Here is a 25,117-nt window from a genome sequence, read left to right on the forward strand (position 1 = left end):
TGTATCAGGCTTTTTTTGTTTTAATATTCAATCAGTATACGTGGAGGGCATTATGAAAGATTTCTTTAAATATTATTTACCGTACAAGAAGCTCTTTATGCTGGATTTCGGTTCAGCCGTATTTGTCGGCGTGCTGGAACTATTGTTTCCGCTGTTGACCAGTGTATTTATTGACGAACTGCTGCCGTCCGGAAACTGGGAGTGGATTGTCATCTCAGGCACACTGCTTCTTATCACATTCCTTATCGTCTCAGGGCTGAAATTTATTGTCACGTACTGGGGGCATAAGCTCGGAACGAATATTGAACGAGATATCAGGAATGAACTGTATCAACATATCCAAAAATTAAGCTTCGGTTTTTTTGACAATCAGAAAACAGGTAAAATCATTGGTCGCTTGACGAATGACTTGATGGATATCGGGGAAGTGGCTCATCACGGACCGGAAGAAGTGTTCGTGGCAGTGATGACGGTCATCGGGGCACTGGTCATTATGTTGACGATTGACGTTAAGCTTGCGCTCATCACTTTCTGTATCGTGCCGATCATATTCGTGCTGACGATATTCTTCAATCAGAAGATGACGACTTCATTCGAACGGCTGTTCAGCAATGTATCGACATTCAATGAAGTGATTGCAGACAGCATCGGGGGCATCCGCCTTGTCCAGGCATTTACGAACGAACGTCACGAACGTGCTAAATTCGAAATGGCCAATGAAGAATTCCGTGCGACTAAATTGAAGGCATATTCCTACATGTCATGGAATTCGTCTATCGGATATATGGCTCAGAAGCTGACGCTTGTCATCGTGTTAATACTCGGCTGTTACTTTGTCATTCAAGACAGCATGACGTATGGTGGGTTTGTCGCATTTGTCATGATTACCGATCTACTATTCAAACCGCTGCAATCCATCAATTTAATTATTGAACTGTTTCCTAAAGGCATCGCAGGTTTCAAAAATTTCAAAGAGCTCATGTCTACAGCTCCAGATGTTCAAAATGAGAAGGATGCCGTACCGTTCACTGAAGCACCGAATGTGATTGACTATGATCAAGTGACGTTCAAGTATGGGGATAAGGTTGTATTGGATCAGTTGTCATTCACTGTGTCACAAGGTGAGAAAATAGCTCTTGTCGGACCGAGCGGCGGTGGAAAAACAACCATCTGTTCAATGCTGCCGAGATTTTATGATCCTGCTTCTGGTGAAATCCGGATTAACGGCCGCAATATTAACCGTTATACGTTGTCATCCCTCAGACAGCAGATCGGCATTGTCCAGCAGGATGTCTTCATGTTTGCTGCGACCTTAAGAGAAAACATTAAGTATGGCAATATGGAGGCAACGGATGCAGACATCATGGAGGCAGTTGAACATGCACAATTAAAGGAATTTGTTGATGGCCTGCCGCATGGACTGGATACACTCGTCGGTGAGCGGGGGACCAAGCTGTCAGGCGGTCAGAAACAACGGGTCTCTATTGCACGAATGTTCTTGAAAAACCCACCGATTATTATTCTTGACGAAGCGACAAGTGCACTTGATGTCGAAACAGAAAATAAAATTCAGGCGGCATTCAAAAAACTGTCTGAAGGTCGAACGTCGTTGATTATTGCGCATCGTTTATCGACGATACGTGACGTCGATCGTATTTTATATATCGAGAATGGAGCCATCAGTGAATCTGGAAGCCATGATGACTTGATGGCACGAGGCGGTCGCTACTATCAACTCTATATGTCCCAGTTCGAACAGATTGATGGATTTTAATGAAATAGAAGAAACACGATTTAAAAATGTATATTAACATAAAAAATATTATATCTTTACAAAATGAGCTAGTATTATTGAAAATTCCTTTATATAATGAGCACAGAGAAAAATAAAGGAGTTATCGATGATTACGAAGATTATATTGTCCTTTCTGTTACTATCCACCATTTCTTTGCCCATCAATGAAAAAGTAGCACAATCACCTATTTATGAAAAGGGGATCATGATTGATATTGCCCGCAAATATTATTCGTTATCCACACTTAAAACCATCGTCGATGAAATCAAGAAAAATAAAGGACATTACATCCAACTTCACTTTTCAGATGATCAAAATTACGCGATTGCATCAAATTATTTAAAGCAGACGCGCACAAAAACCAACTCGCACTATTTAACTGCAGCTGAATTAAAGGCTTTTATTAAGTACAGCAATGACCGTTCTATTATGGTCATTCCTGATATAGATATGCCGGCCCATTCAACAAGCTGGCTGACTAAAGTGAAACCGAGATTGAAAAAAGGAGAACGTATTACCACTGACTTTGATGCAGGCATTGTCGACTACTTTGACAACAAGTCAGCAGTGAAACATTCAAAAGCGTTACTGTCAGAAGTGATGACGCAGTTCAAGCAGTCAAAGTATAACGGCCGTCAGCGCATTGTCATTGGTGGTGATGAAGTGGCAGGTGCACATCAATATCAAAATCAACTCATTGACTATATCAATCAGATCGCCAGACATAGCAAACAATCCGGCTATAAGCCGCAAATATGGAATGATAGTTTAACATCATCTGGACTCAACAAGCTGTATAAGGAAGTATCGATCTTATACTGGGCTCAAAATGGCGGTAAGTCGAGTGGTTCAAACGTCACTGTACAAGATATAACAAACAAAGGATTTAATGTTTATAATTACAATTCAATGTCACTTTATTTCATTCCTTCAATAAAATATAGCAGTGCGTCGATTAAAGAACAGTCGCGATATATTCAGAAGTATTACACACCTTATACGTTCCATCAGAACAACCGTTTTTATGATGCAGTCACAACGACGCGGTCGTCGGGTTCTGCTTTATCGTTCTGGGGTGACAGCGCAAAAGGGATGACTCAAAAGCAGTTACTGGCTCAAGAGCTTCCTTTGATTAAAGTGTTTTTATCGTCAAAGTAATCTCTTTTCCCACAAGACCGGTGACATGAGGAGTATATACCCGTCTGTCCCAAAACTGTCACTTCCTGCATCAATCAATAGTGTAGAGATGTAAGATACGGGTATAGGTAGTTATATCTATTCATAGGAGACGATAATAATGGGCAAAATATTATTAACTGGCGCATCCGGCTATATTGGAGGAAACTTACTCAAAGAACTTAAAAAAGAGCATCACATTGTTGCAGCATCACGTAGTATTAAAAATAAAGAGAACGAAGAGAATGTTGAATGGAAGAAAGTCGATTTGTTCTCACTTAAAGATGTAGAAGACGCCATGGAAGGTATCGATACAGCCATCTACCTCGTCCATTCGATGATGCCGTCTGCTAAACTCACACAGGCGTCATTCATCGATATGGATGCCATTCTTGCTGATAATTTCGGTCGTGCAGCAAAAACCAAAGGAGTTAAGCATATTATCTTTATGAGTGGTATTATGCCGCCGAATGAAGATGAAGATGACTTATCTGATCATTTGAAGAGTCGTAAAGAATGTGAGAAGATCTTAGGATTCTATGGTGTTCCAGTGTCTACTTTAAGAGCAGGATTGATTATCGGGCCGAAAGGGTCATCATTCCCGATTCTTAAAAAATTAACTGAACGACTGCCGGCATTAGTATTACCATCATGGGCCCATAGTCAAACGGCCCCTGTTGCACTTGACGATGTCGTACAAGGATTGACCAAGCTGGTTGACCGTAAGCCTGAACATAATGAAGTAATTGATATTAGTCATGAAGTGACGACCTACAAAGAAATGTTCAAAGAAACAGCAGAAGTGATGGATAAAAAGCTGCCGATGATGGATCTGCCGATTATTCCAGTCTGGTTATCAAAGCTATGGGTCAGATTAATTGCCGGTGAATCGAAAGAACTGGTTTATCCGCTTCTTGATAGCCTTGTGCATGACATGGTTCCGAGCAAGGAAAACTATGTAGAAGGGATTTCCAATGCGCAGACATCAACAAAAGAAAGTATTCGAAAAGCATTGGACGAAGACCAGGACAGCAAGAAGAATAAGAAGCAATCACAATCCATTGCAGAACAACTGAAGAAGAGTGATGTCAAATCAGTGCAGCGCATTATGATTCCATCGAGCTGGACGATTGAACAAACAGCCAACTATTATGCTAACTGGTTGTCACGTATCGGATACTCATTCATTAATACAGCGATTGAAAATAACAAATTGATGATCAGTCTCCCGATATTTAAAGATCCGATATTGATTCTCGAGAAATCGACGGATCGCTCAGATGACAATCGCGTGCTCTTCTTTATTAGAGGCGGTAAGTTTGCCAAATCAGTAGAAGGTGGACAAGCAAGACTGGAGTTCAGGCGGGTACTGGATACCAATGAATGTTTAATTGCAATTCATGAATATGAACCGACATTACCGTGGTTCTTATACACGGTCACACAGGCAAGAATTCATTTGATTGTCATGACATTGTTTGGTTACGAGACAAAGCTGCTCGCTAAAACATTGGATTCCAAATATTTGGTCGACCGAACAGAAAAAATCGTCAATCGCCAGTCATAAAATAGCATATCAATAGACCACCGGGAACATCCCGGTGGTCTATTTTTAATGAAGCGGCAAGAGATTATTTTTTATAGTGATCATTGTGTTCTTTTTTCATCTGTTGATAGATGTCATCTGCTCGAATCCGGTCCCAGTATTCTTTGAAGATAACAGCAGACTGCCGCTTGATATCATCATCTTCGTTTGGAAGAACTTTTTTATCTTCGTCGTATTTTCGGCCGGAGCGGTGATGCGCATAACGCATCGCTCGTGTGTATCCCATCTGGATGAATTTTCTAGCCATATCCATACCGACAAAATCTCCGTCTTTTTTGTAGGCTTCGTATAATTCGTAAATTTTAGCGCTGGATTCTTTGGCAATCTCCGGTGTTTTGAAGCGCCAATATGGTAGTATTTCACTTTTGTATGGTTCGACTAGAAGGACGCCCTGCTCTCCGCGGCCGACTTCATATAATTCCGGGTGCTTCCGAAAATCTATCGTTCTGAAATCCTGTTCATAATTAAAAGCCATAACACTCCTCCTCAATAATACGGTTAATTTTCTAAACATTTGTAATATAACAGCATATTTTATATCACTTATGTAACAACTGCGTGACAATGCCTTTTGACTCATCATTGCATGCTATGATGAACTCAACTAAAGAAGAGAGCTGACAACGCCCATTGATTAAAAAATTTCGGAGGATGATTTATAATATGAAGAAAACATTATTAGCATTGACGACAGCAGCTTTATTAACAACTGGAATTGCACTGCCTGCAGAGCAGGCTGATGCAGCAGCTAAAAAGAAAACCGTCAAATATAAAAAATCAACAAACAATGTAGGTGCCGTTGCAAGAAGCATTGCAGCAAACCGTGTCTATCGTTATGGTGCGAACAACAGCTATGCAGTAGATTGTTCAGCATTTGCTCAGCAAGTCATGCGTGCTGTCGGCAAAAATGTACCAAGAACGACACATGCTCAGATGAGAGCAGGTAAACGTGTCTATAGTCCGAAAGCTGGAGATCTAGTATTTTTCAACGGTGGATCACATGTCGGCGTCTATATTGGTAATGGTCAGATGGTGGATGCACTGAATCCTCGTGATGGTGTAAAACAACGTTCTATTTACTATATTTATGGTACAATCACTGGATTTTATAGATATTAATATGAAGCATCCCTTCGCTTAGGCGAAGGGATTTTGCGTAGTCATATAATATTTCAAGATATTGCAGTTAAAAATAGCGATGTAATAATTTAACCATTTAATGTCATTTAAATGGTTAAATTTAGAATATAACTGTTGTCAGCACGGCTTTCAAGAGATAAAAGTGTAAAATGTTCTTTGTTACATCGTACCCCTCATTATTTTCAATGTCGTGACAAATCGATAACATCAATCACTATTACTTTTTTGTGTGGTATGATTCATTTTGTCTTAGAGAAACAGATACGACAGCAAATATTATAAAAATTGATACAAAACATATATCGGAGGATTTATTTCTATGAAAAAGACAGTAATCGCCTTAACAACATTAGCAAGCTTATCAGCTCTTGGAGCAAACAACGCTGACGCAGCAGCACACGGTAGAGACGACGCTGCAAGCAATGTCACTTACACTTCTAACGCATCAACTAACAATTACAGCTACAGCTATTCTTATTCTTATGACTATACAACAAACACTACAACAAACTATACATCTAATACGACAGCAGCAAGCTATGCATCTAACACTACAGCAGAAGCAGCAGCTCCAGTAGTACGTACAGTGTCAACTTCAGCTGATGCATCAGTAAGATCATTCAGCCAGGAAACAGTAGCTAAAAAACCAGCTGCATCAACAACAAACGTTAACAACAATGTAGCTGCCCTTGCAAACAGCATGGCTGCATCACGTTCATACGTATACGGTTCTAACAGTGCTTCAGCAGTAGACTGCTCTGCGTTCGCTCAACAAGTATTAGCTGCACTTGGTAAATCAGTACCTCGTACAACTTACGCTCAAATGGCTGCTGGTACACCAGTATCAACTCCACAGCCAGGTGACTTAGTATTCTTCAACGGTGGATCACACGTTGGCGTATACATCGGTAACGGTCAAATGGTTGATGCATTGAATCCAGCTGCAGGCGTTGGACAACGTGCAGTATCATACATCAGCGGATCAGTCACAGGTTACTACAGATACTAATAAGGATAAGGCCGGACAGCAGATGCTGTCCGGTTTTTTTATTGCTGCAGTGCAGTGGCTAATTGTTCGCCGACTTTCTTTGCTGATGGCGGATTCTGTCCAGTGATGACACGACCATCGACACGAACGTGTGATTTCATGGGACGTTTTGATTTATATTTAGCGCCGGATGCAGATAGGGCGTCCTGAGTTAAGTAGGGCATCTGTTTTTTTGTTCCATTCAATCGTTCTTCCATCGTACTGAAACCTGTCACTTTTTTGCCTTCAATGATGCGTCTGCCGCTTGATGGGTCAACGAGATTAACTAAACCTACGACCCCATGGCACACACCTGTGACGTAGCCGCCATTCGCGTAGATGGATTCCGCAAGCTGTTTCAGTTCATTGTTATTCTTGAAATCCCACATCGCTCCGTGACCACCTACATAATAGATGGCAGCGTAGTCGGCTGGGTTGACGTCTACCGGCTTCAATGTGTCAGCCAGTGCACGCTGCTTGAATGTCTCGTTGTGATACCACTTCCAGTCTGTGTCATCAGCAGCTTTTAAACTGGCTGGATCAATCGGGACATAGCCCCCTTTCGGGCTGACATAATCGACTTCGTGTCCCGCCTTTGTCACCGCTTCAACAAAGTGGGTCACTTCTCCAAGCCAGACACCGGTTGCACGGTCAGCTGTGTCATATTTTTCAACATTCGTTGAAACTACTAATATTTTAGCCATACGGATCCTCCTCAAAAAAATAAGTTAATTATTATTTACCCAGACTTTTAGAATTTATTCTTAAAATTAAGGTAACGCTATAATGAATATAGTAGAATGAAGAAAACTACTTGAGGTGATCGAGATGTGGAAGTATCAAACTTTTGAACAGTTGTCGACATTAGAACTGTTCAAAATTTACAAATTGCGCGTAGATACATTTGTTGTCGAACAGCAGTGCGCCTATCCTGAAATAGACGACAAAGACCTCCGTGCTGTTCACATATATGACTGGGAAGATGGTGAAGTACTGAGTTATGCCAGATTGATTATGGATGAACCGCTGCACATCGGCAGAGTCATCGTAGCAGAAAGTAGGCGTGGTGCTGGTGCAGGGCGGGCACTGATGAATGAAGTGATGAACTATATCAAGACTCATCATGCACATACGCCAGTCCATTTGCAGGGACAGGCGCACTTACATGATTTTTATGCTTCATTCGGATTCAAAGCAGTATCAGACGTGTATCTTGAAGATATGATTCCACACATCGACATGGAGCGGCCAGCATTTAAAGCATCCAATCAATTTTAAGGGAGATGGCTTAATGATTTATTTCAGTGAATGGCGTGATTATTCGATTGCTTCATCAGACAAAGGTGTCTGTTATCTGGGTAATGCAGCACGCAGTACGGTCATGACGTTATTGACCGAGCATTATGAAGAAGATGTGATGATCGGCCCTATGGCAGATGACAAAAACCATCGTTATCTTATAGATATGGAGAGATATTTTGACGGCAGTCTGCAGACCTTCGACTGGAAGTATGATCTGCGCGGGACTCCATTCCAGCAGCAAGTATGGCAGCAGCTGCTTCAAGTGCCATACGGTGAAACGGTCACTTACGGTGAAATTGCTGAACGTCTCAATAAGAAGTCAGCAGTGCGGGCGGTAGGCGGAGCAATCGGCAGAAATCCAGTGATGATAGCTATCCCCTGCCACCGAGTCATCGGTAAAAACGGCAGACTAACAGGGTTTTCAGGCGGTCTTCATATTAAACGGCAATTGCTTGATATAGAAGGAATCAGTTATGCAGAGTAATAAGGTTGTCACTAAAGAACGTATTTATAGTCTGGATGTTCTTCGGGGGTTTAGTTTATTCGGTATCATCTTGATGAACATCATCGGATTTACACATGATACCTTTCATATGAATCCTTATGTCATGTTTCAGTATGGCTGGAACCGGGTGTTATACAGTCTCGAAGTATTATTTGTACAAAATTCTTTCTATCCGATCTTCGCATTTTTATTTGGCTACGGACTTGCGATGATGCACGACAGTGCAAAAAAGAGAAACAAAAACTTTGTTCCGATTGTCTACCGTCGCCTGATCGCAATGATCATCTTTGGTGTCATTCACGGGATGTTGATCTTCTCCGGTGATATATTGCAGTCCTATGCTATCGTGACGCTGGTCGGGGCCTTGTTCCTGTTTGTTGACCGGCTCTACAGCTTGATTGCTGCATTATTTCTCTGGCTGATGTATGCCGCATTGTACTGGGTACCGACTCTCGCATTTGCACTGCAGCATCCCGACCAGGATTATATGAGCAGTAATCCGAACGCCGCTGCCTATAGCATGAATGTCTTTAACAGCCGTGACTTAAGTCAGATTATTGAGTTGACGCAGGACAATTTCTTCACTTACTTCTTTGTGAGCGATGTGAATTCATTTCTGTTCAGAGCAACGTCGTTACTTCCACTCATCTTACTCGGTATGTTTGCCAAGCGGGTGAATTTATTTCAGCTGATTGTCAGCAATCGCCGACTATCTATTCTGCTTGCTGGGATATTCTTTATACTAGGGCTCGCTATCAAGAGTCTGCCGCTGATGTATTACGGGCGTTACAGCCTTGATGCAGTCGGTATTTATACAGGCGGCATCATTCTCGCTGCCGGTTATATTACGACGATTGTACTGCTCAGTGAAAATGACTCATTTAAGCGCTGGACATTACCGATCAGTAAAGTCGGCAAGATAAGTTTCACGACCTATATCACACAAAGTTTATTGATGTTTGCAATGATTTACGGCTTTCAGCTGTATGGTAAGATGAACCTCATTGAGACGTATGCTATCGCCATACTGATTTATTTAGTCAATATATTGTTCGCTTCATTGTATTTGAAGAGATTCAAGCAGGGGCCGCTCGAATACATCTGGCGTAAGATAACATACTTGGAATAATGAATGGGTCGATTGCGATGTAACTAATAGGCATGTTGAGTAGAATGTGTTAAAATAAGAAAGCTATAATAACGAAGGAGGGACATCATGAGAGATGAAATAGAATATTTAATCCTCAGCGGAAATTTCGCTGCCGTAAAAAAGATGATGTCTGAAAGTGATTTTATGGTGTTCGAAGAAGCATTCATCAGTGCTGCTCATGATAGTGAATCAATGATGTTCTATACATTCATCGTCGAAATGATGAAAGATGAAGAATCAGTTGAACTGCATGATTTGGCATTCCTACTGCTCGTCTATCCATTAAGCGAAGTGAGAGGAGCATTTAATGCTGCTTACCACCATGCCAAATGCTCTGTCCGCCTGACAGAGCACAAAGAAGTGAAAAGCTTGCTTCAGCTGCTCTTTTTATATGCGATACCGGACCCGGTTATTTCACATAAGGAAGCATTCAATGTAGCAAAAGAGATATTGAAACTTGATCCTAACAACAAAGTAGCACGTAATATTATGAAAGAGACAGCGAAGAAACTTGATTCAGTCGTTGTTGATTTCAATCATATGAAAAACGCCTGAAGTAGAACTTCAGGCGTTTTAATTTGGAAGACATTAATCTTCCAGCCATACTTCAACTGGTAAAATCACAGGGAACATCCCTCTGTCTTCAGTTGCTTTTACAATTAATGCAGAGGCTTTCGAGAACAACGGCACTGCATACATCTTCTCATCACTTCTTAATTCAGCGAGTACATCGACTGAGTCATCGTCACTATTTGCGAGAATGGTTGCTTCAATGACACCGTCTACCTGTGTGCCGAAATGTGCAAACATGAAATTCAATGTAAATTCAAACACTTGAGGATCTTTGTCATTCTGTTCAATATCGATACGGTGCATTTTTGTCACTTCTGTAGAGGTCTGTTCAAAGTCTCTGACATGGAGTTCTCTGACAAACATATGAACGACCTGCTTATTAATTTCCATCATTTTTCCCTCCGTTTATGTAGTACGTATTCATTATACCGAAAATTTCTGTATTAAAACGAAAAAAACAGGGTAACCTTATAAAGTCGTTATTTTTCAGCATTTCAAAACATCCCCATACTTCATGGAGATGTTTCGTTTTGTTTTACAGACATAACATATCATAAGGAGGAGACGATGTGTCAAAAAACACTGAAGCAATTAAAATAGGATCTGCCTATGTAGGTGTCGTAGTAGGGGCAGGTTTTTCAACAGGGCAGGAAGTTTTGAAATTTTTCACGAATTACGGTACGTACAGCTATTTGGCAATTTTAATATCGGGGTTGATGCTCGCATTTTTCGGCCGTGAGATTACGAAGATCGGTCAAGGCTTAGATGCCGATAGTCATCAAAGTGCTATCAATTACCTATTTGGTGAAAAATTTGGAAAAATCATCGATTATGTTCTCGTGTTCTTCCTGTACGCGATTTCTATCATAATGCTTGCTGGAGCGGGGAGTGCATTTCATGAAAGTTTCGGTATTCCGATCTGGATCGGGTCACTCATCATGCTGATAGCAGTCATTGTGACATTAATGATGGATTTCAATAAGATTGTCAGTGCACTCGGTATAGTGACGCCGTTTCTCATTGTGACGGTTACGATTATCGCCGTCTACTTTTTCTTCAATGGTCAAGTACCATTCAGCGAAGTGAACCAGTATATCGATGAAGATATACAACCTTCTAACCTTTGGTGGTGGGACGGTATATTATACGGGGGTCTGGCATTTTCGACAGCATTCAGTATGCTGACAGCGATCGGCGGCGATTCCAGCCGCAAAGTCATCGCAGGAAGAGGCGGCACTATCGGGGGCATGGTATTGCTCGTACTGCTGTTAATGGTCAATTCAGGGCTTCTTTCAGAATTGACTGTAGTGAAAGACTCAGCGATTCCATCCCTTGTACTAGGCCGTATGATTCATCCGGCTATCGGAATTGTACTCAGCTTGATTATGCTGACGGTTATTTATAATACGATTGTCGGTTTAATGTACTCATTCGTTGCAAGATTTACAGAACCTTATTCAAAAAAATATGTCACGTTACTGATCATTGCTATGATGATCGGTTATTTCCTAAGCTTTATCGGATTTGTAGATTTAGTCGGAAAACTATACCCTGCCATGGGCTACATCGGTCTGATATTATGTCTAGGAATACTCGTGAAATATTTCTCGAGAAAGCGTCTAGGTAAGAAACATATAGTATAATAAGTTATCATCGCTCACTATTGATTGGAGTACTGGAATGAAGAATATAGTATGGATCATCGGCAGTGTACTCTGGCTGTACAGTGTGTGTTATCTCGGCACTGCTATTTTAGAGAAACCGGCACAAGTGTCAGATGCCGCGCTGCAGAATGAAGATGTTAAGGTATATTACAACCAGACATATAGTGATATACCCGGCAGTCAACTGGATATATTGATGCCTGAAAAGATAAAAAAAGGTGATAAACTGCCGCTGATTATCTGGACACACGGAGGCGGATTTATTGCTGGTGACAAAAAGCATAAAAATCCTTATCTTGCACAACTTGCGGAGAAAGGATTCATCATTGCGAATATGAATTACGCGCTTGCACCCGAATATCAATATCCGACACCGATCAAGCAGCAGGCAGCAGCCAGTCAATTTCTGATGGAGAACTCACTCGAGCTGCCGATAGATGAAAATCAAATTATTATTGGCGGGGATTCCGCAGGCGCACAGCTTGCCAGTCAATTTGCCGCGATTCAGACGAATGACAAGTTACGAAAGACAATGGAAATCAAACAGAGCTTCACTAAAGAGCAGCTGAAAGCCGTCATATTATTCGGTGGATTCTATGATATGAAGACTGTCAGAGCAACTAAATTTCCTCGAATTAAATTATTTATGGAAAGTTACACCGGCGAGGCTGAGTGGGAAAAAAACTTTGTGCCGATCAATCAAATGTCAACGACTAGACATGTGACTAAAGACTACCCGCCGACCTTTCTGACGGTCGGGGATGCCGATCCATTTGACTCGCAGGCACGAGAACTTGTACAAGTATTCAAGGCAAAAGGGGTCCCGTTCCAAACATCATTTTTTGACGGGACACACGATCTTCGTCATCAATATCAGTTTCATATGGAGCTGAAAGAATCTCAGTTGACATATCAGAAGTTATTGATGTTTCTCGGCCGGTATACGAAACAGGCACCGTATGCGCAACAGACAACGATGATTGATACCAACTAGCAAGTCGTATTAAAATGGAGTTATGTTGAACAAGGGGGCAGAGATATGCAGTCAAAAGTTCTATTAACAGGGACATCAGGATATATCGGTAGTCATCTATACCATATGCTGAAAGAAGATCTGGATATTGTCACGATGTCAAAGTATCCTGAAGCAAGAAAGGCGAATCTGTCGTGGTTTCAAGGCGACATCTTCAATCTTGAAGATGTCGAACATGCAATGGAAGGTATTGACTTTGCAATCTATTATCTTGACCCCACAAAGCGTTCAAGTAAGACGACAGAAGCGACATTCACTGATTTGAATGCGCTTGCTGCCGATAACTACGCACGTGCCGCTGAGAAGAACCAAGTCAAGGCAGTCATCTATATTGCAGGAGACACAAAAGATCAAGAGACGCTGAAAATTTTAAGGCATTACAAAACGCCGGTCATAGTGACAAACACTAAAATCAGACGTCAAGGCATCATGGCCTCTGACCAGTCGTCTCGTCATGATGATGTGCGGGTGCTTGCCCGATACAAAATTCCTGATACATGGACACTTGAGCGCTTCGTCAGCCATTACTTTAATTATTATAATGATATCGTTCCTAATGTATCGAAAGTCAGACATTTGGATGATACTTATTATTTACGGGCAAGATCAATGGATCTCGTTATATTGAAGCAATTGACGGATGGCACTAATAATGACAGACAATTATTTGAGATTACAGCAGGCTCATTAGTACAGCAGCGTCATGACGGTAAAGGCAGACTTGAATTCAGACGGATGATAGAAACTGATGAAATCATCATCGGTATATATGATTATATTCCATCCATGCCTAAATGGTTCTATCAGTTCTGTCAATCTCCCTTCCATCTCATCACAACACGTGTATTTGATGTAGAGATGAGGATTCAGAGGTTCAATGAAGATAAGAATAACGGAATTATTCGGTCATACACGAAATAAAATCATAATAAAAACCAGCTGAATTTAATTTCAGCTGGTTTTTATTATCTTTAATGAATCTATCGTATGACTGATGTTTACATAAACCCGATTGTTATAAGACACATTTACAATTCTGTAACATAAAATAAATATTAAATTTACAAACGTCATTATTTATTCACTAATTAAATAATAAGTACACGAAATTTACTTTTTCTTAACAAATATGCTATCGTTATAGCGCAATATCATATAGAATATTAACGTTAACCTTGCACAATAATTGATGGATATCCCTATAGGAGGCATTACATAATGTTTAACAGAAAAAAAGACAAATTTGCAGTACAGCTTGAAGCGATGGCAGAAAACCTGCAGCGTGCATCATTAGCATTCGGAAAAATGAATTTCCATACAGCGTTTGATTTAAAAAAATACGCAGATGGCATTAAAGCATTTGAAACGAATGGTGATAATTTAATGCATCAGATCATCTCTGACTTGAACCAGACATTCATCACGCCGATTGAACGTGAAGACATTCTGGCACTTGCCAATGCAATTGATGATGTTCTTGATGGTATGGAAGAGACGGCTGCCATGTTCGAAATGTACTCTATTGAATATACAGATGAATTCACTGCTGAATTCGTCAAAAATATACAAGCTTGCGCAGATGAAATTAAAATTTCTGTAGAATTAGTTGCACAGAAGAAATTTTCACATATTCGTGTGCATTCAATCAACATTAAAGAGCATGAAACGAACTGCGACGGTATTCTTCGTCAATCAATCAAGCACATCCTATCTGTTGAAACAGATCCAGTCACGATTATGAAGATCAAAGATATTTATCAGTCACTTGAAGATATTGCGAATAAATGTCAGACGGTGGCCCACAATCTTGAATCTATCATTATGAAAAACAGTTAAGGAGTTTTTTGAATGGAACCTATATTTATTATCACGATAGCGATTGTTATATGTGCGCTGGCTTTTGACTTTATCAATGGATTCCATGATACTGCCAATGCGATTGCAACTGCCGTGTCAACTAAAGCCCTTAAACCACGTCATGCCATTATTATGGCAGCCATCATGAACTTTCTCGGGGCATTGATGTTTACAGGAGTAGCGAAGACAATCACTAAAGATATCGTTGACCCATTCACTTTGAACAATGGTTCAGTCGTTATTCTAGCAGCGCTGCTTGCAGCAATCATCTGGAACTTAGTGACATGGTATTACGGTATACCAAGTTCATCTTCACATGCCTTGATCGGGGCTGTTGCAGGTGCGGCGATTGCTTCTGCCGGATTTAGTGCACTGCATTATTCAGGATTCATCAAAATTATCATTGCCTTGATTGTATCACCGCTGCTTGCATTTGTTGTCGGTTATATCATGTATTCAATTTTCAAGGTGTTTTTCAAAAATAACAACTTAACAAGAACTAATCGTAACTTCAGATTTGTACAGATTTTTACGGCGGCACTTCAAGCGTTCTCGCATGGTACGAATGATGCACAAAAAGCGATGGGTATCATTACGATGGCGCTGATTACTGCAGGACTGCAGACAGGCGATGACATTCAGCACTGGGTACAGGTTTCATGTGCCACTGCAATGGGTCTCGGAACAGCGATCGGCGGATGGAAAATCATCAAAACAGTAGGTGGCAACATTATGAAAATCCGTCCCGCGAATGGTGTTGCAGCTGACTTAAGTTCAGCATTGATCATCTTCGGTGCGACGCATATTCATCTGCCGGTTTCAACGACACATGTGGTCTCATCATCTATTCTCGGGGTCGGGTCATCTCACCGCGTCAAAGGTGTGAAATGGACGACGGCACAGCGTATGATTATTACATGGGTCATCACACTGCCGATTTCGGCCTTGACTGCAGCTTTGATTTTCTGGGGTCTGAATATATTTATTTAATGGGTAGACTATTTTAATAGTCTACCTGTTTTTTTATGGAGATTTTTATCTTATCCAGGAAGAAGTAAAGAGAAATCGTTTACAAGAAAGCGTTTTTATATTAATATACTTGTATACAAGTATGTAGGAGGGATGATATGTTTCCTGAACAATGGCTCGATAAAGCATCATCTGGAGAGAGAATTGCAGCTGACCTCCGACTGAAAATCATCGACGGCAGCTACAAGCCGGGTGATAAGCTGACTGAAAACCAGCTGGCACAAATGTATGAAACGAGCCGCTCGCCGATACGAGATGCTATTAAGATGCTCGCTTCTGATAATTTAATCAGCAGCGAACGGATGGGCGTGACAGTCGTTGGATTATCACCAAAAGATATTGAAGAAATCTATGATATTAGACTGCTGATTGAAGGGTTCGTCTTCGAAAAACTGATGAAGCTCGAGTCAGCTGAACTGTTAAACCAGCTGAATAAAATTATCGCAATGATGGAAGTGGCCGTTAAGTTCAAGGATGCTGATGAATTCAGTCTGCAGGATATGCTGTTCCATCAGACCATCATTCGCTTCGCCAACCATCAGCAGGTCCTTTATTTATGGCAGAACTTAAAGCCGATCATGGAGACGCTCATTCTGATTTCGATGAGGAAGCGGATGATTGAGGATATGCACGATTTTGACCGCGTGATTGACAATCACTTGTTATATATTCAGGCGATTGCTACGAATGACAGAACATTATTCAAGCAGGCGATGCATTTGAACTTTGACGATGTCGACAGTCACATTGACGCCTTATGGCATTCCAGCAAACATAGGAAGGGTGAGTAACATGAAATTTATGATCGGTGCCGATATCGGTACGACAAGTACGAAAGCTGTCATTTATGATGATAAGGGGACGATTAAAGCCGTCCATCACGTAGAATATCCGCTGCACACACCGACCGCTGATACGGCTGAGCAGGATCCGAATGAAATATTTGATGCGGTCATGATGACGATTAAACATGTTGTCCGGGAAGCAGGAGCCGCCAAAAATGAGATTGCCTTTGTCAGCTTCTCAAGTGCCATGCATAGTCTGATTGTCATGGATGCTGATAATGAACCGATGACTCGCAGCATCACGTGGGCTGATAACAGAAGCTACCAGTATGCGAAGAAGATCAATGAAGATTATAACGGTCTTGATATATATCACCGGACGGGAACGCCGATTCATCCGATGAGCCCGCTCTCTAAAATAATGTGGCTGAAAGAAGAGAAACCGGAACTGTTCAAGCGGGCGAAGAAGTTCATCGGCATTAAGGAGTTCATCTTCTGTAAGCTGTTCAACCGCTACGTCATTGATTATTCCATCGCTTCAGCGACCGGGCTGTTCAATATTCATGAGCTTAACTACGATCAGGACGTGCTGCAGCTCTTGGGTATTGATGATTCACAGTTATCTGAACCCGTTGATACAACAACATATTATGAAGATATGGACAGACGGTTTGCGGATATGATGGGCATCGATGCCGGGACACCGTTTGTTATCGGTGCTTCTGACGGAGTGCTCAGTAACCTCGGTGTCGATGCCTTTAAACCGGGTGAAGTTGCTGTCACTATCGGTACAAGCGGTGCAATCCGCACAGTCATCGACCAGCCGAAGACAGATAAACAGGGCCGATTGTTCTGTTATGCACTGACGAAAGACCAGTGGGTTATCGGCGGGCCGGTGAATAACGGCGGCATCGTCCTCAGATGGATACGCGATGAGTTTGCAGCGAGCGAAACAGAGACCGCAAAACGTCTCGGTGTCGAGAGCTACGATGTCCTCATGAAGATTGCAGCACGCGTACCTGCCGGCAGTAACGGTCTGCTCTTTCATCCGTACTTAGCAGGAGAGCGGGCGCCGCACTGGAACGCTGACGTCAGAGGTTCATTTTTCGGGCTGACATTGTCCCATAAGAAGGAACATATGATCCGTGCGGCACTGGAAGGCGTCATCTTTAACTTGTACTCCGTGTTCATCGCGCTGAATGTTTTGATGGATGAGCCGGTCAAGTCATTGAAGGCGACCGGTGGATTTGCTAAAAGTGAACTGTGGCGTCAAATGATGGCGGATATTTTCGAGCACGACTTAATCGTGCCGGAAAGCCATGAAAGCTCGTGTCTCGGTGCGATGGCACTTGGCCAGGTCGCCTTAGGGATAAAAAAGGATTTCTCTCATATCAGCGACATGGTCGGTGCTTCGTTCGAACATACACCATTATTTGACCACGTGAAAATTTACCGGGAAATACTCCCGCTTTATATTAACTTGACACAGAGCCTGGAAGAGAACTACGCAGCAATCGCCGCCTTCCAGCGCCGTCATGAACAGCTGCTCGAAGAGAAGTAAAACAGGAGGACTATTAAATGAACTTTTTTGTAGAACAATGGCCGCTGATTACAGTAGCCATCGCAATTATGATACTACTTGTCCTGATTATGGCACTAAAACTGAACACGTTCATCGCATTGATTATCACGGCATTCACGACGGCGCTGCTGCTGGGGATGCCGCTGGATAAGGTCGTATTAACCATTGAGACGGGGATGGGTGGGACGCTCGGCCATATCGCGTTGATCTTCGGCCTAGGTGCCATGCTCGGTAAGCTGTTAGCTGACGGCGGCGGTGCAACCCGTATCGCCAGCACACTGATCAACCGCTTCGGTCTGAAAAACATTCAATGGGCGGTTGTCATCGCTTCATTCATTATCGGTATTGCTTTATTCTTTGAAGTCGGTCTTGTACTACTGATACCGATTGTCTACACGATTGCAAAAGAAACAAAATTACCGGCGCTTCATCTTGGTATTCCGATGGCCGCTGCACTCTCTGTCACTCATGGCTTCCTGCCACCGCATCCAGGTCCTGTGCTGATCGCTAAGGAATACGGTGCGAATTTAGGGGAAGTGCTGCTGTATGGTTTCATCGTCGGTGTTCCGGTCGCAATTATCGCAGGTCCCGTATTCAATAAACTCGCGAAGAAAATCGCACCAACTGCTTTCACAAAAGAAGGAGATATTTCGTCATTAGGAAAGAATGTTCACTTCAAGCTTGAAGACACACCGGGCTTCGGTATCAGTACACTGACTGCATTGTTTCCGGTCATCTTAATGCTTATGGCGACCATTGTTAAACTGATTGTTGGTGCACAACATATAACACCGGGCAATGGCATTAAAGCGCTCTACTTATTAGGGGATGCATCGACTGCTATGCTGCTGTCTATTATCTTTGCCATCTTTACGATGGGTCTTGGACGCAGACGTCAGATGAAAGATGTCATGCAGTCAGTCACTGACGCCATCTATCCAATCGGCATGATGCTGCTTATTATCGGAGCAGGCGGGGCCTTCAAGCAAGTGCTGATTGATGGCGGCGTCGGCAAACATGTAGAAACATTGTTTACAAATTCCAGCTTTTCACCGATTGTTTTAGCGTGGCTGGTTGCTGCTGTATTACGGATTGCACTTGGTTCTGCCACTGTCGCAGCCATTTCTACGACCGGTATTATCATCCCGCTGCTGGCAGCAAGTGATGTCAATGTGGCACTCGTCGTTCTTGCGACTGGCGCCGGCAGCGTTATTGCATCTCACGTCAACGATGCAGGCTTCTGGATGTTCAAGGAGTACTTTGGTCTGTCTGTGAAAGAGACTCTATTGACATGGACACTGCTTGAAACAATCATCTCTGTCACTGGTCTGATGTTCATTCTGCTGCTCAGCATGTTCGTCTAATTTGAAAGTTTGTAATTGTCCGGCTGACCATGTAAAATGTAAATTAATCCTACCGGATGAATTCTATATTAAAGAGGTTATGCTATGAACTATCAAACATCATATTCAGGATCCCGCTCAAGCAGCGTTAAACAAGCCTGGTTATATTTTATTTACTACTGGGTGGTCTTTTTAGCAGGGACATTTGTCGGACAATTTGTGCCTGATGCTTTAAGATTTCCGATTACCATCTTAATTTTTGCTATCGTGCTGATTTCATTGTTTGTCAAAGCATCCCGTAAATTCGATTCAATGTTATCGAACATTCTTGCATTTTTACTCGGTGTCGTCAGCTATACAGCATTCATGTACTATATCGCTGATTTAGGAACAGTTGGTTTCTATCAGAATGTCGGCTTAGCGGTCGGTGCGTTTTTTGCTTTCGGCTTCCTCGGTTATTTTGTTGTCGGTGATGCAACAAACTTAGGACGTCTGCTGTTTCCGGCATTAGTTGTTCTCGTACTTGCTAGTTTTGTCGGATTATTCATTCAGATGCCGATGTTCCACTTAGTGATCACGATTGCTGGACTTGCCATCTTCCTGCTATATACGATTTATGATTTCAACAGAATGAAGCGGGGCAATTTTTCAGCGCGTGAGATGGGCTTCAATCTGTTCATCAATCTGCTGAACATCATTATGGATGTGCTGAGACTAGCTAGTATTTTAAGAGATTAACGAGACGGTCATACCGTCTCTTTTTTTGTGGCATAATTGGTGTATAATAGGATTATATTATTTGAAAGAAGGATAACATTATGGGTCGTAAATGGAATAATATTAAAGAGAAAAAAGCTGCAAAAGATAAAAATACAAGCCGTATTTATGCAAAGTTCGGCCGTGAAATCTATGTGGCTGCTAAGTCTGGGGAACCGGATCCAGAATCCAACCAGAACTTGAAATTCACACTGGAGCGTGCGAAAACTTATTCAGTGCCGAAGCACATCATCGACCGTGCGATTGAAAAAGCGAAGGGCGGCGCTGAAGAAAACTTTGATGAACTTCGCTACGAAGGATTCGGACCAGGGGGTTCTATGCTGATTGTTGATGCACTGACAAACAATGTCAACCGTACAGCGAGTGATGTCCGTGCAGCATTCGGTAAAAACGGCGGAAACATGGGTGTATCAGGCTCTGTTGCCTATATGTTCGACAACACGGCAATCGTCGGCTTTGAAGGTAAGACAGCTGATGAGACATTGGAGCTGCTGATGGAAGAGGATATTGATGTGCGCGACGTTGTTGAAGAGGACGGACAAGTCATTGTCTATGCAGAGCCTGATCAGTTCGCTGCTGTACAGAATACATTGAAGCAGTCAGGTATTGAAGAGTTTACTGTAGCTGAATTGTCCATGGTGGCACAGAATGAACTTGAGCTGTCAGCAGCTGACTTGGAAGTTTTTGAGAAACTGGTCGATGCTATTGAAGATCTTGAAGATGTACAAACGGTTCACCATAACGTTGCATTAACAGAATAAACTTAAAGAGCTGAGGCATGAGTCTCAGCATTTTTTATAGGAGAGAGTTTATGATAACGAAAGAAGAGATTATTCAACGATTGAATTTACTGCCGCATCCTGAAGGCGGCTATTTCCATCAATCTTATATTTCTGATAAGACCATGGATGACCACCATTTATTCACAAGCATATATTTCTTGATTGAGTCCGGCAACATTTCTCATTTCCACCGGATAGCATCGGACGAACTATGGTATTATCACGCAGGTGATGCGATTACGATTCACATGATTCATCCAGATCATCGTTATGAACAAGTGAAGCTCGGTATGGACCTTGCAGCAGGAGAAGTTCCGCAGTTTCTCGTGCCTGCACGTACGATATTTGCTTCAACCGTGGATGATGATGCACAGTGGAGCTTTGTCGGCTGTATGGTTGCACCGGGGTTTTCATTCGATGACTTCGAATTATTTAAAAAAGCAGACCTGCTGCCGATCTACCCGGAGCATGAAGCAGTCATCAGTCAATATGCTTTATAATCTTCATAATAGATTTACATTGAATTAACATTAATTGTATATCATTAAGTAATAACTTCTTAATAGATAGGTGAACATATGCAATTACAACAAGTACCAACTCACAAGAAATTCAGGCCTGAAATTGAAGGATTGCGTGCAGTCGCAGCATTACTCGTCGCTATTTATCATATATGGCTCGGCAAAGTATCTGGAGGCGTCGACGTGTTCTTCGTCGTCTCCGGATTTTTGATTACGACAAGTCTGTTATCAAAAGTCAGAAAAAACGGCACTGTTCATTTCTTTGATTTTATATTCGGTTTATTGAAACGATTGATGCCGTCTGCATTTTTCGTGCTGCTCACCGTAGTCATACTGAGCTTCTTTTTCATGCCGGAAGTCAGATGGGTGCAGACAATCAAAGAAGTATTCGCATCGTCACTCTATTATGAAAACTGGCAGCTGGCGCTTTCATCGACAGATTACTTGGATGCATCCAACGAAAAAAGTCCGGTGCAGCATTTCTGGGCGATGAGTATACAAGGGCAGTTCTATGTCATCTGGTTTGTAGTCATCACGGCAGCGCTCTGGATCAGTAAATGGCTGAAGCGGGACATTCGTCTGCCGCTCTTTGTCATGCTCGTCATGATATTCATACTGTCACTAGGTTATTCGGTCTATTTGACAGCAGTAAATCAACCTTGGGCTTATTTTGATACACGAACACGCGCCTTTGAGTTTGCACTCGGTGGTCTACTTTGTCTGACATTGACTAAGCTCAAATTGAATTCATTAGTGGCAGGTGTACTCGGTTGGTTCGGACTGTTTATGCTGCTGTTCTGTGGCTTATTACTGAACGTCTCATCTATGTTTCCAGGCTATATTGCTCTATGGCCGACACTTGCAGCAGTCTTTATTTTAGTGTCCGGTGAAAATTCATCAAAGTTCGGAGTCGAGCGTTTTCTCGGACTACCATTCATGGTCAAACTTGGTAGTATATCATATGGCTTTTACTTATGGCACTGGGTAATACTTACATTTTATTACATATGGCAGGACAGTAAGGATGTACTATTAATAGACGGTCTGCTGATCATATTGATTTCGGCGGTCTTATCATGGCTGCTGACTTACATTATAGAGAAGCCGGTACGGACGCTTCCATTCAACAATGCCAGCTGGAAGCTGGCAGGTGTTCTGCTGCTCATCATGGCACCAGTACTGCTCTTCAATAGTGCATGGAAATATTATGCCGTATCACAGGCAGAAGGAGCCGATAAACTCATCGGTTCAAGAGATTATCCGGGGGCACAAGTCTATGATCTGTCACATGTTGAAGAGAAAGACTATCTGCCGCGAGATGCGTCCATTAAGTCAGACAAAGCAGCCCCTTATGCTGATGGGTGTCAAGTGGCTGGAGATGATCCAGAAGTCAAAATATGTACGTACGGATCAGACAACAATTATGATTATACCGTGGCGCTGGTCGGTGGTTCTCATTCTACTCACTGGCACCCTGCATTAGCTCAAATCGCAGCAGAAGAAAATATACGCCTCTTAAATATTACAAAGAGTGGCTGTCGCCTATCAACTGATAGAAAAGGACTACCGTCATGTGATACGTGGAACGAAAACGTCATTGAAAAAATTGCAGCGGAACAGCCGGATCTCGTATTTACAACTGCAGAAATTTCTTATTTCAATGTAACAGATGTTCCACAGGGGTATATTGAGCAGTTTGAAGCACTGGCGGACGAAGGCATCGAAGTGTTCGGCGTAAGAGATACACCGTATTTCAAAATTGATGTACCGACATGCATCCAAAAATATGGTCGCAACAGCATCAAATGTACAGTTGAGAAAGACCGTGTTGTTCCCGAAAAAACAGACTGGTCAAAACTTGCCGATCCCCCGGCAAATGTTCATTACTTCGACTATACCGATAAAATCTGTCCGGAAGAGCGATGTCGACCAGTTATCGGTAACGTTGTCGGTTACTTTGATAAAGGCCATATGACAAAATCATTCAATGAAACATTGGCACCTTATATTAAAAAGGACTTGATGCCATTGCTGGAAGAGATTAAGGAGAAACGCCAATCTGAATAGATTAGGCGTTTCTTTCGCTTTTTTAAGGGGATTTCTTTACACTGAAGAAAAAAGGGGGCTGATGAAATGAGAATGCAAAAAGTAGTACCATTTCTAATGTTCAATGGACAAGCTGAAGAAGCAGTTGATTTTTACACGACGATTTTTAGAAACAGTCAGATTATCTCGATGGATAAGTACGGTGAAGACGGACCCGGCGTAGCAGGAACAGTGAATCACAGTATATTTACATTGAATAACCAGCAGTTCATGGCGCTCGACAATGCCAATGGGACAGACGTGCCATTTACACCGGCCATGTCTTTTGCGGTCAACTGTGACAGCGAGGAAGAAATCGATTACTTATTTGCACGGCTATCTACTAACGGCAAAGTGATGATGGACCTCGTACCTATGGAACCCGTCGCACGAAAGTTTGCATGGGTTGAAGACCGATTTGGCGTCAGCTGGCAGTTGAACCTACCATCATTCGGAGAGTAGGGCAGGATTTCGCGTAGCGGGAATTATAGTTGTGGAACTGAATGTCCACATATATCATACAAATAAAGGACCGGTGATTATGGATCTCAAGTTAACTGGCAAAGTTGCTGTTATTACAGGTTCTAGCAAGGGAATCGGTAAAGAAACAGCTGTCGTATTGACAGAAGAAGGCGCAAAAGTCATTCTTGCTGCCCGTCATGAAGAAGGGCTGAAACAAGCGGTGGAGGATATTCAGGAAAGAACGGGCAGGAAACTCAAATATGTCGTCGGAGATGTAACACGTGAAGACGACGCCAGGCAAATCATCGATATGGCTACTCAAACGTATGGTCGGTTGGATATTCTGATTAATAATGCAGGCTCTGCGTTTGCGGAACCTTTTGAGAATGTGACGTTAAGTGATTGGCAGAATGATATGAACTTGAAACTGTTCGGTTGGATTCATATGATCCATGCAGCGCTGCCGGAACTCAAAAAACATGGCGGTGCTATCTTGAACTTAACAGCTGTGGCAGGTAAGACACCTCCAGCCAATACATCACCGACTTCTGTCTCTAGAGCAGCCGGTCTTGCACTAACGAATACATTAAGTAAGGACCTTGCACCTTTTAATATAAGAGTCAATGCTGTATGTATCGGTTTAATCCGCAGCAGTCAAATAGAAAAACGATGGCAATCTGAAGCACCCGAACAGTCGTGGGATGACTATGCCCGTGATCCAAAATTTAATATTCCGCTTGGTCGGATCGGTGACACAAGAGAAGCAGCGAACGTCATATCATTCCTTGTATCGGATGCTGCAAGCTATGTAACAGGTGCAGCAGTCAATATAGACGGCGGAACATCACCTGCGCTTTGACAAAAAGAAACCTGATAATGATTCAGGTTTCTTTTTTTCTTGATTATTTTTAGAATAACTGTA

Annotated in this window: 26 protein-coding genes; 23 read left to right on the forward strand and 3 right to left on the reverse strand. The window is 42.2% G+C overall.

The window, feature by feature from the left end; all coding sequences use genetic code 11:
* Positions 1-49 precede the first annotated feature (49 nt).
* The 3 genes from AC3IPL_RS02170 to AC3IPL_RS02180 all read left to right on the forward strand — a co-directional run bounded on the left by AC3IPL_RS02170 (position 50) and on the right by AC3IPL_RS02180 (position 4,539).
* Complete coding sequence (locus AC3IPL_RS02170) at positions 50-1,774, forward strand: ABC transporter ATP-binding protein (RefSeq protein WP_489242237.1); 1,725 nt, start codon at positions 50-52, stop codon at positions 1,772-1,774.
* Positions 1,775-1,901: 127 nt separating this feature from the next.
* Positions 1,902-2,954, forward strand: a complete 1,053-nt coding sequence (locus AC3IPL_RS02175; protein ID WP_489241418.1) for a family 20 glycosylhydrolase — start codon at positions 1,902-1,904, stop codon at positions 2,952-2,954.
* Positions 2,955-3,093: 139 nt separating this feature from the next.
* Positions 3,094-4,539 (forward strand): NAD(P)H-binding protein, encoded by a 1,446-nt coding sequence (locus tag AC3IPL_RS02180; RefSeq protein ID WP_489241420.1) that lies wholly within the window; start codon positions 3,094-3,096, stop codon positions 4,537-4,539.
* Positions 4,540-4,603: 64 nt separating this feature from the next.
* Here AC3IPL_RS02180 and AC3IPL_RS02185 read toward each other — a convergent pair whose 3' ends face one another.
* Positions 4,604-5,053 carry a DUF4385 domain-containing protein gene (locus AC3IPL_RS02185; protein WP_489241422.1) on the reverse strand — a complete coding sequence of 150 codons (450 nt, stop codon included), beginning with the start codon at positions 5,051-5,053 and terminating at the stop codon, positions 4,604-4,606.
* Positions 5,054-5,241: 188 nt separating this feature from the next.
* Between AC3IPL_RS02185 and AC3IPL_RS02190 the strand changes: the two genes are divergently transcribed.
* Both AC3IPL_RS02190 and AC3IPL_RS02195 read left to right on the forward strand, forming a co-directional pair.
* Positions 5,242-5,697: a C40 family peptidase gene (locus tag AC3IPL_RS02190; RefSeq protein WP_489241423.1), complete on the forward strand. Its 456-nt coding sequence runs from the start codon at positions 5,242-5,244 to the stop codon at positions 5,695-5,697.
* A 340-nt stretch (positions 5,698-6,037) separates the two neighbouring features.
* A complete protein-coding gene (locus AC3IPL_RS02195) occupies positions 6,038-6,727 on the forward strand; it encodes a C40 family peptidase (protein WP_489241425.1) in 690 nt (229 codons plus the stop codon).
* A 38-nt stretch (positions 6,728-6,765) separates the two neighbouring features.
* On the opposite strand, the gene AC3IPL_RS02200 is transcribed toward AC3IPL_RS02195, so the two are convergent.
* The gene (locus AC3IPL_RS02200; protein ID WP_489241427.1) at positions 6,766-7,449 is read right to left on the reverse strand and encodes a type 1 glutamine amidotransferase domain-containing protein; all 684 of its coding nucleotides are present in this window, start codon (positions 7,447-7,449) and stop codon (positions 6,766-6,768) included.
* A 124-nt stretch (positions 7,450-7,573) separates the two neighbouring features.
* On the opposite strand from AC3IPL_RS02200, the gene AC3IPL_RS02205 reads away from it, so the two are divergent.
* From AC3IPL_RS02205 to AC3IPL_RS02220, 4 genes are all read left to right on the forward strand, one after another.
* On the forward strand, positions 7,574-8,023 hold the full coding sequence (locus AC3IPL_RS02205; protein WP_489241429.1) for a GNAT family N-acetyltransferase: 450 nt from the start codon (positions 7,574-7,576) through the stop codon (positions 8,021-8,023).
* A 13-nt stretch (positions 8,024-8,036) separates the two neighbouring features.
* Complete coding sequence (locus AC3IPL_RS02210; protein WP_489241431.1) at positions 8,037-8,531, forward strand: methylated-DNA--[protein]-cysteine S-methyltransferase; 495 nt, start codon at positions 8,037-8,039, stop codon at positions 8,529-8,531.
* Positions 8,521-9,681, forward strand: coding sequence for a DUF418 domain-containing protein (locus tag AC3IPL_RS02215; protein WP_489241432.1), 1,161 nt, complete (start codon positions 8,521-8,523; stop codon positions 9,679-9,681). The genes AC3IPL_RS02210 and AC3IPL_RS02215 overlap by 11 nt, the downstream gene beginning before the upstream one ends.
* Positions 9,682-9,768: 87 nt before the next feature.
* Entirely contained in the window at positions 9,769-10,257 is a 489-nt protein-coding gene (locus AC3IPL_RS02220; protein WP_489241433.1) for a hypothetical protein, read from the forward strand.
* A gap of 33 nt (positions 10,258-10,290) precedes the next feature.
* Here AC3IPL_RS02220 and AC3IPL_RS02225 read toward each other — a convergent pair whose 3' ends face one another.
* The gene (locus AC3IPL_RS02225; protein ID WP_489241435.1) at positions 10,291-10,668 is read right to left on the reverse strand and encodes a hypothetical protein; all 378 of its coding nucleotides are present in this window, start codon (positions 10,666-10,668) and stop codon (positions 10,291-10,293) included.
* 176 nt (positions 10,669-10,844) lie between these two features.
* Between AC3IPL_RS02225 and AC3IPL_RS02230 the strand changes: the two genes are divergently transcribed.
* The 14 genes from AC3IPL_RS02230 to AC3IPL_RS02295 all read left to right on the forward strand — a co-directional run bounded on the left by AC3IPL_RS02230 (position 10,845) and on the right by AC3IPL_RS02295 (position 25,054).
* Positions 10,845-11,918 carry a YkvI family membrane protein gene (locus AC3IPL_RS02230; RefSeq protein WP_489241437.1) on the forward strand — a complete coding sequence of 358 codons (1,074 nt, stop codon included), beginning with the start codon at positions 10,845-10,847 and terminating at the stop codon, positions 11,916-11,918.
* A gap of 37 nt (positions 11,919-11,955) precedes the next feature.
* Positions 11,956-12,933, forward strand: a complete 978-nt coding sequence (locus AC3IPL_RS02235) for an alpha/beta hydrolase (RefSeq protein WP_489241439.1) — start codon at positions 11,956-11,958, stop codon at positions 12,931-12,933.
* A gap of 45 nt (positions 12,934-12,978) precedes the next feature.
* Positions 12,979-13,893 carry an NAD-dependent epimerase/dehydratase family protein gene (locus AC3IPL_RS02240; RefSeq protein ID WP_489241440.1) on the forward strand — a complete coding sequence of 305 codons (915 nt, stop codon included), beginning with the start codon at positions 12,979-12,981 and terminating at the stop codon, positions 13,891-13,893.
* A 297-nt stretch (positions 13,894-14,190) separates the two neighbouring features.
* On the forward strand, positions 14,191-14,808 hold the full coding sequence (locus AC3IPL_RS02245) for a DUF47 domain-containing protein (RefSeq protein ID WP_489241442.1): 618 nt from the start codon (positions 14,191-14,193) through the stop codon (positions 14,806-14,808).
* A gap of 12 nt (positions 14,809-14,820) precedes the next feature.
* Positions 14,821-15,819, forward strand: coding sequence for an inorganic phosphate transporter (locus AC3IPL_RS02250; RefSeq protein WP_489241443.1), 999 nt, complete (start codon positions 14,821-14,823; stop codon positions 15,817-15,819).
* A 137-nt stretch (positions 15,820-15,956) separates the two neighbouring features.
* Positions 15,957-16,649, forward strand: a complete 693-nt coding sequence (locus AC3IPL_RS02255; protein ID WP_489241445.1) for a GntR family transcriptional regulator — start codon at positions 15,957-15,959, stop codon at positions 16,647-16,649.
* Between the two features lies 1 nt (position 16,650).
* Positions 16,651-18,204 carry a gluconokinase gene (gntK, locus tag AC3IPL_RS02260; RefSeq protein WP_489241447.1) on the forward strand — a complete coding sequence of 518 codons (1,554 nt, stop codon included), beginning with the start codon at positions 16,651-16,653 and terminating at the stop codon, positions 18,202-18,204.
* Positions 18,205-18,221: 17 nt separating this feature from the next.
* Positions 18,222-19,589: a gluconate:H+ symporter gene (locus tag AC3IPL_RS02265; protein WP_489241448.1), complete on the forward strand. Its 1,368-nt coding sequence runs from the start codon at positions 18,222-18,224 to the stop codon at positions 19,587-19,589.
* Positions 19,590-19,673: 84 nt separating this feature from the next.
* On the forward strand, positions 19,674-20,306 hold the full coding sequence (locus AC3IPL_RS02270) for a Bax inhibitor-1/YccA family protein (protein ID WP_489241450.1): 633 nt from the start codon (positions 19,674-19,676) through the stop codon (positions 20,304-20,306).
* Positions 20,307-20,386: 80 nt separating this feature from the next.
* A complete protein-coding gene (locus AC3IPL_RS02275; protein ID WP_489241452.1) occupies positions 20,387-21,106 on the forward strand; it encodes a YebC/PmpR family DNA-binding transcriptional regulator in 720 nt (239 codons plus the stop codon).
* Between the two features lie 50 nt (positions 21,107-21,156).
* Positions 21,157-21,627 (forward strand): cupin domain-containing protein, encoded by a 471-nt coding sequence (locus tag AC3IPL_RS02280; protein ID WP_489241454.1) that lies wholly within the window; start codon positions 21,157-21,159, stop codon positions 21,625-21,627.
* Between the two features lie 78 nt (positions 21,628-21,705).
* The gene (locus AC3IPL_RS02285; RefSeq protein ID WP_489241456.1) at positions 21,706-23,715 is read left to right on the forward strand and encodes an acyltransferase family protein; all 2,010 of its coding nucleotides are present in this window, start codon (positions 21,706-21,708) and stop codon (positions 23,713-23,715) included.
* A gap of 66 nt (positions 23,716-23,781) precedes the next feature.
* Complete coding sequence (locus AC3IPL_RS02290) at positions 23,782-24,195, forward strand: VOC family protein (protein WP_489241458.1); 414 nt, start codon at positions 23,782-23,784, stop codon at positions 24,193-24,195.
* Between the two features lie 79 nt (positions 24,196-24,274).
* The gene (locus AC3IPL_RS02295) at positions 24,275-25,054 is read left to right on the forward strand and encodes an SDR family NAD(P)-dependent oxidoreductase (RefSeq protein WP_489241460.1); all 780 of its coding nucleotides are present in this window, start codon (positions 24,275-24,277) and stop codon (positions 25,052-25,054) included.
* Positions 25,055-25,117 lie beyond the last annotated feature (63 nt).

The sequence above is a fragment of the Macrococcus sp. GL_134 genome, from assembly GCF_057834705.1.